17 protein-coding genes are annotated in these 15,666 nt (G+C 63.4%); 8 read left to right on the top strand and 9 right to left on the bottom strand.

Features of this window, described 5'->3' with window-relative positions; genetic code table 11:
* Window positions 1-192 precede the first annotated feature (192 nt).
* Window positions 193-918, bottom strand: coding sequence for a HisA/HisF-related TIM barrel protein (locus HHL14_RS06515; RefSeq protein WP_169496737.1), 726 nt, complete (start codon window positions 916-918; stop codon window positions 193-195).
* Between the two features lie 14 nt (window positions 919-932).
* Here HHL14_RS06515 and HHL14_RS06510 point away from each other — a divergent pair, with 14 nt between their 5' ends.
* The 4 genes from HHL14_RS06510 to HHL14_RS06495 all read left to right on the top strand — a co-directional run bounded on the left by HHL14_RS06510 (window position 933) and on the right by HHL14_RS06495 (window position 4,937).
* Window positions 933-2,027, top strand: a complete 1,095-nt coding sequence (locus HHL14_RS06510; protein ID WP_169496736.1) for an ATP-grasp domain-containing protein — start codon at window positions 933-935, stop codon at window positions 2,025-2,027.
* Window positions 1,976-3,235, top strand: a complete 1,260-nt coding sequence (locus HHL14_RS06505) for a hydantoinase/oxoprolinase family protein (RefSeq protein WP_169496735.1) — start codon at window positions 1,976-1,978, stop codon at window positions 3,233-3,235. Before HHL14_RS06510 ends, HHL14_RS06505 begins: the two co-directional genes overlap by 52 nt.
* Window positions 3,236-3,542: 307 nt before the next feature.
* Window positions 3,543-4,133 (top strand): amino acid kinase family protein, encoded by a 591-nt coding sequence (locus HHL14_RS06500; protein WP_169496734.1) that lies wholly within the window; start codon window positions 3,543-3,545, stop codon window positions 4,131-4,133.
* 138 nt (window positions 4,134-4,271) lie between these two features.
* Entirely contained in the window at window positions 4,272-4,937 is a 666-nt protein-coding gene (locus tag HHL14_RS06495) for a glutathione S-transferase family protein (protein ID WP_169496733.1), read from the top strand.
* A gap of 11 nt (window positions 4,938-4,948) precedes the next feature.
* Here the strand turns inward: HHL14_RS06495 and HHL14_RS06490 are convergent, their stop codons facing one another.
* The 3 genes from HHL14_RS06490 to HHL14_RS06480 form a co-directional block, all read right to left on the bottom strand.
* Entirely contained in the window at window positions 4,949-5,842 is an 894-nt protein-coding gene (locus HHL14_RS06490; protein WP_169496732.1) for a bifunctional helix-turn-helix transcriptional regulator/GNAT family N-acetyltransferase, read from the bottom strand.
* Window positions 5,843-5,852: 10 nt separating this feature from the next.
* Complete coding sequence (locus HHL14_RS06485; protein WP_169496731.1) at window positions 5,853-6,419, bottom strand: AAA family ATPase; 567 nt, start codon at window positions 6,417-6,419, stop codon at window positions 5,853-5,855.
* An 83-nt stretch (window positions 6,420-6,502) separates the two neighbouring features.
* The gene (locus HHL14_RS06480; protein WP_169496730.1) at window positions 6,503-7,411 is read right to left on the bottom strand and encodes a LysR family transcriptional regulator; all 909 of its coding nucleotides are present in this window, start codon (window positions 7,409-7,411) and stop codon (window positions 6,503-6,505) included.
* Between the two features lie 138 nt (window positions 7,412-7,549).
* On the opposite strand from HHL14_RS06480, the gene HHL14_RS06475 reads away from it, so the two are divergent.
* Window positions 7,550-8,314: an SDR family oxidoreductase gene (locus HHL14_RS06475; protein WP_169496729.1), complete on the top strand. Its 765-nt coding sequence runs from the start codon at window positions 7,550-7,552 to the stop codon at window positions 8,312-8,314.
* A 119-nt stretch (window positions 8,315-8,433) separates the two neighbouring features.
* Here HHL14_RS06475 and HHL14_RS34085 read toward each other — a convergent pair whose 3' ends face one another.
* Both HHL14_RS34085 and HHL14_RS33920 read right to left on the bottom strand, forming a co-directional pair.
* Entirely contained in the window at window positions 8,434-8,646 is a 213-nt protein-coding gene (locus HHL14_RS34085) for an AAA-type ATPase lid domain-containing protein (RefSeq protein ID WP_456238712.1), read from the bottom strand.
* Entirely contained in the window at window positions 8,643-8,801 is a 159-nt protein-coding gene (locus HHL14_RS33920) for a sigma 54-interacting transcriptional regulator (RefSeq protein WP_407945266.1), read from the bottom strand. The genes HHL14_RS34085 and HHL14_RS33920 overlap by 4 nt, the downstream gene beginning before the upstream one ends.
* A 537-nt stretch (window positions 8,802-9,338) precedes the next feature.
* Between HHL14_RS33920 and HHL14_RS06465 the strand changes: the two genes are divergently transcribed.
* The 3 genes from HHL14_RS06465 (at window position 9,339) to HHL14_RS06455 (ending at window position 13,853) form a co-directional block, all read left to right on the top strand.
* A complete protein-coding gene (locus HHL14_RS06465; protein ID WP_169496728.1) occupies window positions 9,339-11,543 on the top strand; it encodes a hypothetical protein in 2,205 nt (734 codons plus the stop codon).
* A gap of 299 nt (window positions 11,544-11,842) precedes the next feature.
* Window positions 11,843-12,763 carry a glycosyltransferase family 2 protein gene (locus HHL14_RS06460; protein ID WP_169496727.1) on the top strand — a complete coding sequence of 307 codons (921 nt, stop codon included), beginning with the start codon at window positions 11,843-11,845 and terminating at the stop codon, window positions 12,761-12,763.
* A gap of 73 nt (window positions 12,764-12,836) precedes the next feature.
* Window positions 12,837-13,853, top strand: a complete 1,017-nt coding sequence (locus HHL14_RS06455; RefSeq protein WP_169496726.1) for a glycosyltransferase family 2 protein — start codon at window positions 12,837-12,839, stop codon at window positions 13,851-13,853.
* A 47-nt stretch (window positions 13,854-13,900) separates the two neighbouring features.
* Here the strand turns inward: HHL14_RS06455 and HHL14_RS06450 are convergent, their stop codons facing one another.
* The 3 genes from HHL14_RS06450 to pqqA all read right to left on the bottom strand — a co-directional run bounded on the left by HHL14_RS06450 (window position 13,901) and on the right by pqqA (window position 15,450).
* The gene (locus tag HHL14_RS06450) at window positions 13,901-14,647 is read right to left on the bottom strand and encodes a (5-formylfuran-3-yl)methyl phosphate synthase (RefSeq protein ID WP_169496725.1); all 747 of its coding nucleotides are present in this window, start codon (window positions 14,645-14,647) and stop codon (window positions 13,901-13,903) included.
* Window positions 14,648-14,666: 19 nt separating this feature from the next.
* Entirely contained in the window at window positions 14,667-15,269 is a 603-nt protein-coding gene (locus HHL14_RS06445; protein WP_169496724.1) for a DUF447 domain-containing protein, read from the bottom strand.
* A gap of 106 nt (window positions 15,270-15,375) precedes the next feature.
* Complete coding sequence (gene pqqA / locus HHL14_RS06440; protein ID WP_113062024.1) at window positions 15,376-15,450, bottom strand: pyrroloquinoline quinone precursor peptide PqqA; 75 nt, start codon at window positions 15,448-15,450, stop codon at window positions 15,376-15,378.
* Window positions 15,451-15,666: the final 216 nt, after the last annotated feature.

Raw genomic sequence — 15,666 nt, 5'->3', positions numbered from 1 at the left:
GACGGCGCCCGTGGCGGATAACGGGAGTCTTTCCCGCGAGCGACGGCGGCCACGTCCGCCAGCCCATTGCGCCGGACAGGTTGTGTGCCGCGCTGGAGCAGAGTGTCACGCGTGAGCGCTTCAGGCTGTCGCTTGCCGACATACGCGGCTTGCCGCGCGCGTGGCATGGAAATTGTATGAAAAGCCGGAGGCTCAGGCAGAGCGCGCGCGCTCGATCTGCTGGTCGTGCAGCGCCGATGCCACCAGCCAGGCGGTCGCGCCGGTGCCGGCCGCAACCGCGAGATCGTTGCGATCGCGGACGCCGCCCGCGCCGATCACCGTGGTGTGCGCCGGCGCCTGCGCGCGGATGCGTTCGAAGGTGGCGAGATCGGGGCCGGCGTAGCTGCCGACCTGATCGAGCGTCATCGCGATCACGCGCGACGGCCACCAGGCCGGCGAGCGGTCGAGATCGGCGGCGGCGAGCAGTGCGCCCGCGCGGTGATCGAGCGACAGGATCGGCGCGAGGCCGGCGGTTTGCGCCGCGTGCAGCGCGTGGTGGTCGCACAGCGACTCGGTGCCGAACACCGGCACGAGCGGTGAGAGCGACGTGAGTGGTGCGGCAAGCGTGTCGATGTGCTTGAACAGCGCGCGCATCGACGCATAGTCGGTGAAGCCGGCGTCGAGCCAGAGTTCGACGCCGGGCAGCGCGGCACGTAGCGCGGCGAGTGTCGTCGCATGCGCGCCGCGTTGCAGGATCGCGCCGAGGTCGGCGATATAGAGCGTGCGCGCGCCGCTCGCATCGAGCAGCGCGCGGGCGATGACGAGCGGTTCGCTGGTCGCGGCGAGGCGCGACTCGATGGGCCGGTAGGCGTCCCGTTCGCCGCGCACCGCGCGCACGACGTGGCCGTCGAGAAGATCGAGAACCGGTATCACCTGCATAGGGGCGCGTTCCTTTGACCAAGATCTTTGTCTACGAGTATCTCACCGGCGGCGGCATCGACCCCGAACTCGCCGGCGCGGGCAGTCTTGCCGACCTGAGCGCGCTGATCGTCGAAGGGCGGGTGATGCGCGACGCGCTCGTCGCCGGCCTGCGCGAACTCGACGGCGTGCAGGTCACCTTCGCGACCTCGCGCTTCGAGACGCCCGACGCGGGCGACGCTCATTGTATGGCCGCGCCGGGCGAATCGATGACGGCCTTCGTCGCGCGTGCGGCACGCGAGCACGACTATGCGTGGATCGTCGCGCCGGAATGCGACGGCCTGCTGCTGCGTTTTCACGATGCGGTCGGCGCCGCGCGCTGGCTCGGCTGCGCGAAGGAGGCGATTCGCGTGACGTCGAGCAAGAGCGCGACCGCCGCCTGCCTCGCCGCGCATGGAATTGCGGTGACGCCGGCGGTGGAGCCGGGGGGCTTGGGCGATTCGGTCGAGTCGCCCGCCCGCTACGAGAGCCGTTGGGTCGTCAAACCGGACGATGGCGCGGGCGGCCTCGATACCGTCGTGTTCGATCATTACGCCGAGGCCTGCGCCGAGTACGACGCGCGCGCGGCGGCGGCGCGCAATCCGGTGCTGCAGGCGTGGGTCGAGGGCGAGCCGTTGAGTCTGTCGCTGATCTGCCGTGGCGACGGGGCCGAACTCATCAGCATCAACCGTCAGCAGATCGGCTTGAGCGGCGGCGCGCCCGCGCATCCCGCGTCGCGGATCGTCGAATTCGACGGCGTGCTGGTCGATCAGATCGAACTTTCCGGCGAGCAGGGCCGCACGCTCGATGCGCTCGCGCGTCGCGTCGCGCGGGCGATTCCTGGCTTGTGCGGCTTCGTCGGGATCGACGTGGTGTGGCATCCGCAACGCGGGCCGGTTGTGATCGAGGTGAATCCGCGTGTGACCGTCGCGTATGCGGGGCTCGTGGCCGCTCGCGGCAGCGAACTGACGCGAGCGTTGCTGGCCGCGCATGGCGTGCGGGTGGGCGAGAACATGAGCGCAGGGCGTAGCGGCGCGGCATGCGCGAAGCCCCGGCAGTCGATGCAGGCGACGTTCGGGGTGCGGCCTTGAGCGCGGCCTCGAAAGCGGCCTCCAAAGCGGCCTCCAAAGCGGCCTCGGGCGCCGCCGGGCCTGCGGCCGCATCTGCATCCGCATCCGCTCCCACCGGCGAGGCCGCGCTGTTCGGCTGGGACGTCGGTGGCGCGCACGTGAAGGTATCGCTGGCCGACGCTTGCGGCGCGGTGCTCGACGTCGCGCAATGGGCCTGTCCGCTGTGGCAGGGCCTCGATCATCTGGAGCGCACGATCGATCTCGTGTTCGAGCGCTGGCCGCAGGCGCGCACGGCCGCCGCGCGCCACGCGGTGACGATGACCGGCGAGATGGTCGACCTGTTCGCGGACCGCGCCGAAGGCGTGCGGGCGATCGTCGCGACGCTCGCCGGGCGGCTCGGCGGTCAGTCTGCTGCGTCGTTGCGCTTCTATGCGGGCGACGCCGGCTGGCTCGCCGCCGACGCGTGCGCGGCCGACTGGCGCCACGTCGCATCGGCGAACTGGCTCGCGACCGCAAGCTGGGTCGGCACGCGCGTCGCGGATGCGGTACTGATCGATATCGGCAGCACGACGACCGACATCATTCCGATCGTCGGCGGCCGGGTCGCCGCGCGCGCCGCGACCGATGCCGGCCGGCTCGCGAGCGGCGAACTCGTCTATCACGGCGTGGTGCGCACGCCGTTGTGCGGGGTCGCGCATCGCATCGAGTTTGGCGGCGTCACCGTCAACGTGATGAACGAATGGTTCGCGACGACCGCCGACGTCTACCGGCTCACCGGCGAACTCGATGCACTGCACGACGTGCATCCGAGCGCCGACAACGGGCCGAAGACGCCGGCGGCGAGCCGCGCGCGCATCGCGCGCATGATCGGACGCGACGCGCACGAAGCATCGGAGGCCGACTGGCAGCGCTTCGCGCAGCGCTGGCGGACGTTGCAATTGCGCGAGATCGGCCTGAACCTGGCACGCGTGATCGCCGCGCATCCGACGCTCGCCGCCGCGCCGCTGGTGGGCGCCGGCTGCGGACGCTTTCTCGTCGCCACGTTGGCGCGCGACGAAGCGCGCGGTTATGTCGACTTCGGCGTGCTCGCGGGCGTGCCGGACGCGTGTGTCGGGTGGGCGGCGACCTGCGCGCCGAGCGTGGCGGTGGCGTTGCTTGCGATGGATGAGGTGAGGTCGGAGCGGTGGGGTCGGTTGGATAGGCGCGCGGCGGTTGCGGGTGCGGCGTGAGGTGGGTAGGGCGGCGCGTCGCCTGAGGTGCGTGGGCGATGCGACGGAGCGCAACAGCATTGCAGGGGCATTGCATGAGGGCGGCAATTCGGAATGCAGCGATTCGAAATGCAGCGATTCGAAATGCAGCGATTCGAAATGCAGTGATTCGAAATGCAGTGATTCGAAATGCAGCGCTTCAAAGACAGCAAAACGAATTCAAAACGCAGCGGCGTGGCGCGGTGGGCGGGGGCAGATGCGGTGACGAACGCGGTAGAAACATGACGGAACCCAGCCGGGCATACAACTGGACGTGAGGATAACAGTCATGTGGGTGGTCAAGATCGGAGGCAGTCTGAGTCACGATCCGGCGCTGCGCCATTGGCTCAGCGAACTATGCGAGGTCGGCGGAGGGCGCGTCGTGATCGTGCCCGGCGGCGGCGATTTCGCAGACAAGGTGCGCCAGTACCAGGGCGAATGGCAATTCGACGACCTCGCCGCGCACAACATGTGTCTGCTCGCGATGACGCAATACGCGCTGCTGATGCAGGGCGTGTCGCCCGAACTGGTGCTGGCGTCGAGCGAGGCGAAGATTCGCCGCACCTTGCGCGACGGTCACGTCGCCGTGTGGGTGCCGACCGCGTTGATGCGCGACACGCCCGATGCGATGAGCAACTGGGACACGACCTCGGACAGCCTCGCGGCGTGGCTGTCGACGATGCTCAACGCGGAACGGTTGATCGTCGTGAAGTCCTGCGCAATCGCTGCCGACGATCCGCTCGAAACGCTGGCGGCGGCGGGGGTGGTCGACCGTCGTTTCGTCGATTACGTGAGCGACGCGAATTATGTGGTCGAGCTGCTCGACAAGAACAGCGTCGCGTTGATGCGCGACCGGTTGTTGAATATGCCGGTGATGTGAGGACGACGAAGCGAAGCGTGCGCGATTCTTTTTTTCATCGTGACGGATGTCGATTTCGCTCGATCTCGAGCGTCGAGTAGATATGCACCGGGTTGTGTGCCTGGCGCTCGATGAGACATTCCGCACAGGAGAACCCGCATGTCATCGCCCTCTCTTCCCGTTATCACCGCGTTCGAACGCTCACCCGATCGCGGCAAAGGACTGGCGCGCGACATGCGGGTGCGCTGGGCGCTCGAAGAAGTGGGCCAGGCTTACGAGGTTCGTCTGGTATCGTTCGGTGCGATGAAGGACCCCGCGCATCGGGCGCTGCATCCGTTCGGGCAGATTCCGACCTATGAAGAGGGCACGCTCGCGCTGTTCGAATCGGGCGCGATCGTGTTGCATATCGCCGAGTGTCATGCAGGGCTGCTGCCTGACGATGCGCATGCGAGAGCGCGCGCGATCGCATGGATATTCGCCGCGCTCAACACGATCGAGCCACCGATCCTCGAACTCCAGACCGTCAGGTTTCAGGAGAGCGACAAGGCCTGGTACGAGCAGCGCCTGCCTATCGTCGAGGATCGCATTCGCGTCCGACTCGGCGAGCTGTCCGATCGTCTTGGCGACGCCGACTGGCTCGACGGTGCATTCAGCGCGGGCGACCTGATGATGGTGGCGGTGTTGCTCAGGTTGAAAGCAGCGGGTCTGCTGGACGAATATCCGAATCTCCCGGCTTATGTTGCCCGCGGCGAAGCGCGGCCTGCGTATCAGCGTGCTTTCGCCGCTCAATTGGCGGTTTTTACGAACTCGTTATCTAGAGAATGATTTGAGCCGCCTCACACCAGTCGCTTCTCGAACCAGTGATGCGCGTACGGTTCCGTACTGAACGCATCGACTTCGACGAATCCGGATTGCCGGTACAGCGAAATCGCTTCGCTCAACGTGCGATTCGTCTCCAGGCGAATGACGCGCGCTTTAGCCTCGCGGGCACGTTTCTCCGCTTCGACAATCAGCCGGCGGCCCACGCCCATACCGCGCGCGGAGGGGCTCACCCACATTCTTTTGAGTTCGGCCGGGGACTTCTTATGAAACTTCAGCGCGACGCAGCCGATCGGGCTTCCATGGAGTCTCGCGACAATCAACGCGCCATCCGGCGCTCTCAATTCGTCGGTATCCGCCGACAGGCTGATGGACGGGTCGAAGCCTGCATCGAAGCGCTTATCGAGTTCGCCGAAATACTGTTCGAAGCACCATCGCGCGTCGTCGCTATCCGGTTCTTCCAGCGCGAAATGCACAAGCGATGCCTGTAGCAAGCGCTCAACTTCGGACATCGCTTCGATCAGCCGCCGACGCTGATTGGGGCCGAGCGGTTCGATCGCGCGTAAGGCGACTGCGTCGGAAAGCCGTTCGAGTTCCGCTCTTTCGAGGAGACCCGCCTTGGTCAGACACGCCCGACGTACGCGACGGTCGTTCGGGTGCGTGACGACCGCGACGAGTTTCTGCCGCTCAAGCGACGCGATCGTACGGCTGACATACCCCGAATCGAGATTGAGCCGCGCGCGAAGCGTGCGAATGTCCACGCCATCGACACCGTCCACGCCGATTTCCCACAGCAGGCGCGACTCGCCCATCGGGCGGCCTCGGCCGAGGAATTGATCGTCGATAGCGCCAATGCTTTCGGCGACCGTGCGATTGAAGCGGCGAATCTGGAGGATGTCGGATGGGGTCATTTATCTGACTTTAGTCAGAGATTTTGGGGGCGTCAAGGGGGGGCGTTGCCGCAGTACCTTGCCTCCTCTCAGGAGCCAACATCGACAGACGCCGAATAATAGTTTCGACAACCTGCTCAACCGAAACATTCGCCGTATCGACCACAAGACGCTCGGAATCCCACGCATCATATTGACGTTCAATCACGCTCTTCCACGTCGGCAGTTTGTGGCCAGGGATATCCGCCCATCGTTCCTCGACTCTCCGACGATGCGCCTCGGTATCTGAACAAATCAACTCTATGTCGAAGATGCGCACGCCTGCTTCGTGCGCCACATTTCTCCAGGCATTGCGCGTCACCTGCAGAGCATTCACCGAGTCCGCGACGACGCTCATCCCGAGGCGCAAGTTATCTTTAGCAACCGCATAGCCGATCAGATAGCCGGCCGGTCCAATATCCTCTCCGCTGTTGCAGCAATCGATCCATACCTGTTCCAACGTATCGATACGCAAATAAACCGCGGCGAGCTTGCGGGCGAGTGTTTGGGCAATCGTTGTCTTTCCGGTGCCGGGTAGTCCTGCGAAGGCAATCAACATGTTCGACACTCCCTGTTTTCAGATATTTTCCGCTTGCCGCGAATTCTTACCGCAACCTCTAGCGGTCGATGTCGACGATCTATTCACGCCTTGTCCCACGGCGCCACTCCCGCAAACGCGCTGACCAGAAAATCGATTGCCGCCCGCACTTTCGCGCTGACGTGATGACGGCTCGGGTACAGCGCGAGCACATCGATATCCGGCGAGCGGTATTTCGGCAAGACCTGCACGAGCCGGCCCGCGCGCAGGTCCTCGCCGATCAGAAAGGTGGGCTGCCGGATCACGCCGTGTCCCGCGAGCGCCGCCTCGCGTGCCGTGTCGCCGTTATTGGTGTGCATATGACAGTTGACCTCGACAGCGTGAGTCTTGCCGTCGCTGCCCATCAGTTGCCATTCGTCCGCCGGGGCGGCATACGTATAACCGATGCAGCGATGGCCGAGCAGGTCCGTCGGTATCTTTGGATGTCCGCAACGCTTCAGATAAGCGGGCGCCGCACACAGGATGTTTTTCGATGTCGCCAGCTTGCGGGCCGCATGATCGACCGTACCGGCGCGCGAAATGCGAATCGCCAGATCGAAGCCTTCCTCGACGATATCGACGACGCGATCAATGAGCGTGATGTCGAGTTCGACATCGGGATATTGCCGCATGAAACGCGGCCACAGCGGCGCGAGATACCGGATGCCGAAGCTGACCGGTGCATTGATGCGCAGTCGTCCGCGCGGTTCGAACGAGGTGGCCGACACGAGCCCTTCGGTGTCGACGACGTCTTCGAGGATGGCCTTGCAGCGCGAATAGAGCGTTTCGCCGCCTTCAGTCAGGGATAGTCTTCGCGAGGTGCGATTCAGTAGCCGCGTGCCGAGATGCGCTTCCAGCTCATTCACATAGCGGGTCACGTTCGCGGGAGAGGTCTCGAGCGCATCGGCCGCGCGCGCAAAGCTGCCCCGTTCGACTACCGTCACGAAGACCTCAAACGCGCGCAACCGGTCCATATGGCGCTCCGATCATTCATAAAAGCTGAATGATACTGCCATATTTTTGGTCTTTCTCCAGCAACAGCGGAATCCTATAGTCCATTTCAACGGGTCGACGCATGGGGTGTCGGCTCAAGATGAAACCGGAGAATAAACATGGAACGCTTAAAAGGAAAAGTCGCGATCGTTACTGGCGCCAGTGGCGGCATTGGTCGTACTGCCGCAAAGTTGTTCGCCGCGGAGGGCGCCAAGGTGGTCGTGGCGGCACGCCGCGAGGCCGAACTCGAGACGCTGGTGGCGGAGATCGTTCGAGACGGTGGGACGGCGGTTGCGCTGGCAGGTGATGTGCAATCCGAAGCGTTCGCGAAAGCGCTGGTCGCACTCGCCGTCAGCCGCTTCGGCCGGCTCGACATCGCCTACAACAATGCGGGGATACTCGGTGAAATGGGACCGTCGACGGAGGTCTCGGAAGCCGGTTGGTCAGCCACGCTGGCCACCAATCTGACAAGCGCGTTTCTCGGCGCCAAGCATCAGATTCCCGAGATGATCAAACATGGAGGCGGATCGATCATCTTCACGTCGACGTTCGTCGGCTACTCGTTCGCCTTCCCGGGGACCGCCGCCTATGCCGCGAGCAAATCCGGGCTGATCGGACTGACGCAGGCGCTCGCGGCCGAATACGGCCCGCAAGGTGTGCGCGTCAACGCGATCCTGCCGGGCGCGGTGGACACGGACATGTATCGCGGCATGAACGACACGGCCGAATCGCAGACGTTCGTGACGGGCCTGCACGCGCTCAAGCGGGTGGCAAAGCCGGAAGAGATTGCACGTTCGGCGCTTTACCTCGCTTCCGACGATTCGTCCTTCGTGACGGGTACGGCTTCGTTGATCGATGGTGGGGCTTCGATTACGCGTACGTGATACGTAGGCTTTGTTGAGGACGGGATCCGTAGCGATGCGGATCTCTGATACAGCTGATGTTTCTCCTGCACCTCTGAACCGACCGCCTTCGCATGGCAGCGACGCTCCGCGGTCGGATGTCAGCAGTCGGGCACCTCCGAAATTCTCCGGCGCGTTCGAAGTGCAGTTCTATCTGAACTTGCAACGCAGGCTCGCTCGAGCACATTCCTGAGTTCGCGGATGTTTGCTGGCCAGCTATGGTTAGCGATGGAACCTCTTCTCTCCGCTCTCGCAGGGGAGGTATCAAGTGGGCGACTGCTGGCCGCGATTATTCGTACGCCTACCTTTATCAAGTGTTGGAGCCGATGGGCTCGACTTCCCGTTCCTGCAAGACACGCAGCAGGTTTACTTGCCTTCCCAAAGGCATGTCTGCGATCTCGCCTGGAAACGGCGTTCCATGATTGGCAACGACCAACTTACCTGCTCTACCCTGACGGCATGACCGGATGCACTGGATTCCTCAAGCCTTCGTCCCGTCGCGAATCACGTCGAAAACGCCAATCGCCGATACGTTTTTTATTCGTCAACGGAATGGCAAAGGTTGGTATTTCAAACGCGGATATCTAGAACCGACAATGGACATAAATCTCGGGGCGTCCTAGGACTTCAGTCCAATTTACTAATTCGCGCAGGAGAATAATATTCAATCTGAAAAATGGCTGGTCGAACAGGTTGCGAGGTGTTCGAGCTTATATAAAAATATTTTGAATAATTGAGCACGAAAAGATACGTCGGCTTTCGCGCGATGGGTTCGGCAAATGCAAGAGTGGGTGTGGTGGGCTGGCAAAGCTCAAAGAAGAAGATGTGTCTTTCAATAATTAAAATTTCAAATCAAATCTAAGTCTGGAAATTATCGGGAGGCGCCCGATTACGCGAATTCGGATCATTCCCTCGATCGCCTGAGGTTGATGCGGCGTCGGGGAATTGCGCGCAAACGTCGATAAACAAGGTCGGGGAATACGCAGTAACCAGATGGAGAGAGGCAATGAAACGACATAATCGCGTTTTCGTGCTTTCCATATTGAGCCAGACGCTATTGAGCGCATGCGGAGGAGGGGGCGGCGGCAGTGCGGCGCTCGACTCGCAAACCGGGAGCGCCGTGTCGTTGCCGCCGGGCGAGCAGTCGTTGCAGGCAAACGCACAGAACCGGATAGGGCGCGCTCTCGTGATGCCGCTCGAAGTCATGAGCGCGGGCAGCAGCAAGACCGTCAGTGCGACGCTAAAAATTTCGGCGGGCGCATCGGCGAAGGTGCTGACGATGCAGGTCAACAACCTGTCGTACGACGGCAAGGCTTCCGTTCAGATCAACGGCGGCAGCTGGATCACGCTGACCAACGCGAGCGTCACCGTGCTCGGCAACGCGAAGCTGTATGGCGGCATCGGCGGCGGCTACGACACGATCAGCCTGAACGTGCCGATCACAGGCGCGGTGAACGGCACCAACACGATCAGCTTCCGTTTCAATGGCACTGACGGCGTGAGTTCCGGCTATCGCGTGCTGTCGTTCAATCTGCTCGATAGCGCCGGCAATCCACTGATTGCCGCGTCGAGCTTCACGCAGGACGACCCGACCGCGTGGACCGCGCCGCTCGCGAACGCGAGCGATATCGCCGCCGGCCAGCAGTTGTGGCAAAGCGCGCAGCTTATCGAATCGCCGATCAATGCGAGCCATCAACTGCAGGCGCATTGCATGGACTGTCATAGCGCGAGCGGCAGCGACCTGTTCAAGTTCAACTACTCGAACAATTCGATCATCGTACGCAGCCAGTTTCATGGGCTGAGCGCCACTCAGGGCGCGCAGATCGCAAGCTATATCCGCAGCCTGAAGAACCAGTATCCGACGCCGGGAGCCAACTGCCGGCCGTGGAATCCGCCCTACCAGCCCGGCCCCGGGCTCGACTCGGCGCCGCTCAGCGACTGGACCTGCGGCGCGGGCCTCGGCGCCGTGTCGGAGAACGATCTCGACACGTTGGCCGCGATCTTCCCGAACGGCGTGGTCGACAGAAGCGTGGTCGCGACCAGAGGCCAGATCAACCTGCGCGAGATTCCGATCGGCTTGCAGTTGCCCGACTGGAATCACTGGGTGCCGCGCATCCATCCGAAAGACGCGTGGGGCGACTACTTCACCAACAGCAATCTGAACAAGCTGTACGCGGGCGAAGGCAGCGGCAGCGCGACCTTCAACATGAAGACCCAACTGGCGCAGGGCGGCGCCAGTTACGCGCAAGGCAAGACCGGCAACATCTTCAACGACCTGTATAGCTGGGGCATCGCGTTCGGCGAGCAATTCGCGCCGCCCAATGCCGGCACGAACGGCAGCTACACGATCGCACAGCAGGAGAACCTTTACGGCACCGTGCAATGGCAACTGCTGAAGTCGTGGGAGCTCGCGCAGGAGTACTCGCTCGAACAGAGCTGCCCGAGCGCATGGGTCAATCTCCAGCACGCACCGAAACCGGAAGCGCGCGGCTGGTGCGGCTACTGGCGCTTCATCTTCAACGTGTCGCCGCATATCCTGAACTTCCCCACCGCCAATAGCATGTTCGGCAGCTCGGTCGCGCAATACGTGAAGTCGAACCAGTGGTACTACCTGCAGATTCTGCTCAATCCCGGTTCGGGCGCGCACAACGTGCACCTGCCAGTCGACTGGCAATACGCGTATGGCCTGCTCGACAACCTCTATCAGGTCAGCGGTCGCACTGAGCCGATCCGCAACTTCCTGTACGTGCTCAAGGGTGCGCAGGAGATGGACAACGGCGTCGGCGTGGCCAACGTCAATCAGGGCTGGACGATCCGCGATACGAGCCCGCTCGACGTCTGGAGCGGCGGCCAGAACGGCGTGTGGAAAGGCACGAGCGTCGCGACCGAGCAGGCAGTCGTCAACGCGTTCCTCGCGAACTGGCTCGACACGACGACGAGTTTCAATCTGAGCAACTGGCAGCGCGAGGGTCAGCCGAATGCGGTGAGCTACGAGACGACCTGCGGCTGGAGCATTCGCAGTCTGTGCGCGCTCGACTACGTGCACGGCACGCTATCGGGCGGGACGATCGAGAATTTCCCGACGTGGACGTGGAATCAGGTGCCGCTGATGCGCGGCGAAGGGATCGACGGTACGCAGCTGAACCGCCTGTCGACGTGGTTGAATGCCGCGTATCCGAACGGCAACTACCTGAGCCTGGTGCAGAAATGAAGCGCCGCGGTGTCCCGCGAGGACGTATTCGCGCGGTCGCCCGTCCACGATCGCCGCCTGGATGTGCGGCTAACCACACACGTCGAAATCGATCGTTGCTACATTCTCCCGACTTCTATCTTTGCCCCGTCATGATCGCGAGAAAGTTAGAAATTGATAACCGCTTCGATAGCCGCTTGCCCGTAACAGGAAGACGTTGAGGTTTTGAAGAGAGCCGCCCGCGTACGTCGCGAATTGGTGGAATCGCGTCGAGGAGCGCCAGGGCACTTCTACGCCGCGGAGCATGAAAAAGGACTCACATGCCCCCGTTCGGTAACTTTCGTATCGCCGCCTGCATCACGACGATGCATCGGCCCGACATCCTGCGAGACTGCCTCAGCGGTTTGATGGCATGCGACTCGCCGCCGGACGTGATCGTCGTGAGCGACGATTCGCGTGAGCCGGCGCAGATCGCGGCCACGCAAGCCGTCGTCGCCGAATTTCCGCGCGTGCTGTACACCACGGGTCCGCGCCGTGGTGTCTGCGCGAACCGCAACAGTGCGTTGACGGCGGCCATGGTCGCGAATCTGGATTACGTGGCGTTCCTCGACGACGACACCGCCGTTCCGCCCGATTTCTTTTCGGCGGCCCGGGCGTATCTCGGCAAACTGGAACCGACTCAACGCGTGAAGACGATCCTGACCGGCTATCGCGACGATGTCGGCAGCGGTGCCAGTCGCCTGAATTTTCGCGGGTACTTCGAAGACTGCGCGGTGCCGGAGACGGCCACCGTCTGCGCGTCTTTCTTCCCAATGGCATTGCTCGCGACCGAGCGTTGGGACGAGAACATTTTTTTCGGCAGCGAAGACGCGGAGATCTGTCTTCGTGCGATGGCGCGAGGCTTTCAGATCCAGTTCAGTCCGACACTGAGAACGAAGCATCTGGCGACCGACGCGGGCGTGCTGCAAAAAGAGTCGTCGAACGGCATGACGAAGTACGAGTTGCAATGCGAAGCGGCGCGTCTTTACATCGGCATCAAACGCTACAGTCGCATCACGCCCAACCGCTTCAAACTGTACGCATTCGTGGGCATCTACTTTGCCCATCTCGCGATCAGTCTCGCCAGGCGCGGCCTGATCAAAGCGTTGCCGCCCATCGTTCGTGCCGCCAATCTCGGTTCGCTTCGTCAAACCGGAGAGACGTCCGGCAGCACGGAGCAAACCATCGTCGCGCATCGTTGAAGCCGAAGTACTGGCGTACGCGCAGCGACAAGAATCCCGAAGCCATCGATTACCCTCAGGGCTGCTTAAGATCATGATCGATCAGACTGTTGAGCCGGCGTCCGCTGCGGCGGGCGCGCCGGATGCGCTCGTCACGGTTTGCATTCCGACCTGTAACCGGACCGCACTGCTGAAGCTGGCCCTGTCGTCCTGCCTCGAGCAGGACTACCGGCCATTGCAGATTCTGATCGGCGACGATTCCAGCGACAACGAAACGGCCCGATGGATCGAAACGGTCGTTGCCCCGCCGGGCGTTTCCATCGACTATCGCCGCAACTCGCCGCGCCTGGGCCAGGCCGGCAATGTCAACGATCTCTTCGAGCGAGCCAGCGGCGCGCGCCTCGTGCTGCTTCACGATGACGATACGCTCACGCCCGGCGCGATCAGCCGCCTCGCCAACTGCTGGCAAGCGCATCGCGAGTTGACGGCCGCATTCGGCAAGCAATATCTCATCACGCACGAAGGCAAGCGGCTCGAAGCCGAATCGGAAGTGCTGAATCGCGATTACTTTCGAACCCCCGATGCCGCGGGTTTGCAGGCCACGCCGGCGAACGCGGGGATTCTGCGCATGTTTCCGAACGATGCGTTCATGGTGCGCAGCGAAATGGCGAGACGCATTGCGTATCGATCGCCGGAACTCGTAGGCGATGCCTGCGATTTCGATTTCGGGCTACGCCTGTGTGTCGAAGCGGAAAGCGTCTTCTTCGTGAACGAGTATGTGGCCGAGTATCGGCTCACGGATGCGTCGATTTCGCGAAACGCGCATCCGGCGGCGTTCAATTACACGTTGCTCGAGAGTTTGAACGTGCCGCAGGCTTCACAGGCGGCCCGTGCTCGCGCGATGGCTGCCGTCGCGCCGCTGGCGGCTTCGGCGTTTGCGCGCGCGGGCAACGCGGGCAAGGCTCTACAGATCATCTGCTCGCGACACTACCGGATGCGAGACCGCCTTAAAGCGCGTTTCGTGCTGCATCTGTGGCTGTTGAGCCGCGCGTTGCTGCGCCAGGTATTTGGAGGAAACACGGCGAGTCCGGACAGGCGCTCCGCGAGCTGAGGAAACCGCCGCCGGCTCACCACGCTCAACATCGTACGATAGCCACACTACAACCGCGCCGCATTCGCCGAGCCCGGAAGCTGCGCGCCACTGCCCGTGCCGATCCCACCACCACCCGGTCGATGCAGCGCGCTCGCCCATTGCGCGACGCGCTGCGGATCGAGCCGCGAGCGTCGGCCGTCCGCGCACAACGCGGTGCGAAAACCGGCCACGTCCGGCGCGAGCGCGCGAATCTGTTCCAGCTGGGTCCAGCCGAGCGCGCCGGCAATCCCGACCATCGCACCGTGTTCGCGCGCGAGTCGCAACCAGCGCGCGAGCGTATCGACGTCCACGTGATCGAACAGCGTGCTGCCGTCCTTGCTGGCGGTATCGAACATCATGCCGGCGAAGCCGAGCGCGGCGGTGTGGCCGACCAGCTCGTCGTCCATGCCGCCGTCGCACAGCAGCACCGGCACGACGGTGGCCGGAAGAGTAGCGAGTTGTTCGATGCAGCGCCGCGCGGCGGGTCCGCGCGCAACGCCGACCTTCACATAATCGACACCCGCGTCGCCGACTTCGATCACGCGCGCGGCGATCTCGTCGGTGGCGTCGGCCGGCACATCGCCGATCGCCGCGCTGATCGGCTTGACCGGATAACGCGCGCGCAACTGCTGCGCGATCTGCGTAATCGCGCCGATCGCGAGGCCGCCGAGCGCGCCGTCGTTCGGTTCCTTCAGGTCGATCAGTTCGGCGCCCGCGCGAGCGGCGTCGAATGCTTCGTCAGCCGAGCGGACGCTCGCAAGCAATGCGGTCATCGAAACTCTCCGGAGAAAACTACTCGTGATGGACGGGAGCCGCCGCCTCGCTGCCGCTCGCTTCGAGGTTCGCGCGATACCGCGCGATCGCGGCGACGAGCCAGCCCCAGGCGGTGCGCTCGTGCTCGCCGGCGGTTTTGTCGATCGCGATCTGCAGATACGCGAGTTCGCGATCGATCTTGTCGGGCGGCAGCATGAAGAGCCGGCTCACCAGAATCGCGCCTTCCACCACCGCCGACTGCGCGCGATTGAAGCCCGCGAACGGCGCATGATTTTCGCGGTGCACGCATTTCATCACCAGCACCGGACGCTGCGGGTCGTCGCGGATCTCGTCGAGTTCGAGCTCCGCGTGCGCGAGCGATTCGGCAAGCCGCACGCTGGCGACGCGAGTCGCGGCCACGGTCGGCCAGTCGGTCGCGCAGTGCGTGACGCAGCCCGCGAAGACGCGCACGTCGGTGGTGAAATTCAGAACTGCCGCGCGCGACGCCAGAATGTTGTCGAGCGTCGTGGACGGACGGAAAGGGGCAAGGATGATGCGCTCACCCTCGGAGCGCGCGCCCATCGGCGCGATATGGGGACGGCCATCGCACGCTGACGTGGTGACGATCGTTTCGTGGATCATGGCTGGGAACGTGTGTCCAGACAGAGCCGCAAGGCCGGCCGGTTAGCTGAAGACAAACACCAACGGGAACAGCAAGGGGGCCGCGACATGCGGCCCTCCCGCGGGCTTAACGCGTAGCGACATACATCACGATTTCAAAACCGAGGCGTACGTCGGTATAGCTCGGGGTGGTCCATTGCATACGTGCTTCCTCCATGGGTTGAAACAGCGTTGCGCCGCCGCGTCCGCGTGCTGCCGGGCTCGACGGCTTCCGGCATCACGCAAGCTCCATGCCCGCGTGCATTGCCGGCCCGATCGCGCTCGCGCGCTGCTTCGGACGGCAATGCAGTGCCCGCCGAATTGCGCCATCGCGCGACGATCGCGCGGTTCGCGTGATAAACGCGCGACCGCGCGGTGT

The sequence above is a fragment of the Paraburkholderia antibiotica genome, from assembly GCF_012927125.1.
GTDB classification, from domain to species: Bacteria; Pseudomonadota; Gammaproteobacteria; order Burkholderiales; family Burkholderiaceae; genus Paraburkholderia; species Paraburkholderia antibiotica.
The sequence above is the reverse complement of the archived record's forward strand: the minus strand, read 5'-3'. Positions and strand labels throughout refer to the sequence as shown.